This window comes from Nocardioides pyridinolyticus (assembly GCF_054653575.1).
Genome location: NZ_BAAIFY010000070.1, coordinates 1 through 1414 on the forward strand (window position 1 = coordinate 1; position 1414 = coordinate 1414).

General features: G+C 68.1%; 1 protein-coding gene. It reads right to left on the reverse strand.

Annotation, left to right across the window (positions count from 1 at the left end):
• The coding region (locus ACYQ0U_RS22655; RefSeq protein WP_459976149.1) for an ISL3 family transposase at positions 1-1305 on the reverse strand (1305 nt) is incomplete at its 3' end.
• Between the last annotated feature and the right edge of the window lie 109 nt (positions 1306-1414).

The following is a 1414-nucleotide window of genomic DNA, read 5'->3' on the forward strand; positions in this document are numbered from 1 at the left end:
GAGTTGGGGTCTGAAGCCGCCGGTCTCCAGCAGGGATCTGGCAATGTAGTTGGTCAGGTTGCGGAATCCGAGCGCGCTGCCGCGCAGGTGTTCGAGTCGGCCGTTCAGCGCCTCGGTTGGTCCGTTGGATGTGCCTGGGCGGTCGAAGTAGGCCAACACGTCTTCGGCTCGCTTCGTCAGCGTCCGCCCCAGCGTGATCAGCTCGGTCAGCGTCTTCGGGACTCCGGCGCTGATGTCGTTGATCAGGTTGGCCATCAGCTCCCGACCGCGGCGCCGGTCGGGGTGTCGGTAGGCGCCGATCATCCGCTGGTAGATGCCCCAGGTCGCCTCGACCTCGACATGCGCGTCGTCGGTGAAGAGTGCCCGTAGGCGGTCGCACTGCTTGTCGGTGAGCAGGTCTGCGCCGGTCTGCAGCGTTCGCCGCGACTTGTAGAGGGGGTCGTCCTTGAAGCCGCGGTGGCCGTGGATCGCCAGCTGCACCCGCCGTCGACACCGATCCAGCGCGTCACCAGCCAGGCGCACGACGTGGAAGGGATCCATGACCGCGACCGCGTCAGGGACCTCCTCGGCAGCGGCGGTCTTGAAGCCGCTGAACCCGTCCATCGCGACCACCTCGATCCCCTCACGCCAGACGTCGTCGCGCTCGGCGAGCCAGGTCTTGAACGCGGCCTTGGATCGGCCCTCGACCATGTCCAGCAGCCGCGCGGGTCCGATGTCGTCGCGGACCGGGGTGAGGTCGATGATCACGGTCACGTACTTGTCGCCACGCCGGGTGTGGCGCCACACGTGCTCGTCGACGCCGATGACCTTGACGCCCTCGAAGCGGCCCTCCTTCTCGATCAGGACTCGCTTGCCCTCGGCCAGCACGGCGTTGTTCGCGGTGTCCCACGCGACACCGAGGCCTTCAGCGACCCGGGCGACGGTGAGGTGCTGAACCACGATGCCCATCAGCGCCCACCGCAGCCCGCCCCGCGACAACTTCGCTCGCGGCTCGGCCGCGGCGGTGGTGTCTTGGCGCCACACCCCTGCGCACTCGCGGCACCGGTAGCGGCGAACCGCGATCTCCAGCGTGGTCGGTCGCCAACCCAACGGCTCATGCGCGAGTCGCCGGACCACGGTGTCGCGTGCGACCCCCTCGGCGCCGCAACGCCGACACCACCGGTCCGGCTCTACGACTCGACAAGCCAGGACCGCTCGATCCGGTTCAAGTCGCTGTCCGACCACAGCCAGGCCGAGACCATCAAGACGAGCGAAGGTGGTCAGATCAGGGCGGCCGAAGCCGGCCGGCGGAGTAGCGTCGGGCACGTCGAGGTCTTCCAGATGGCGAGCGTGAGAACTTCCATCTTCGGGAGACCTCGACTCCTACTCGGGACCGACGCGCCACACCGACCTACACCCTCATCTGGGAAGAGCC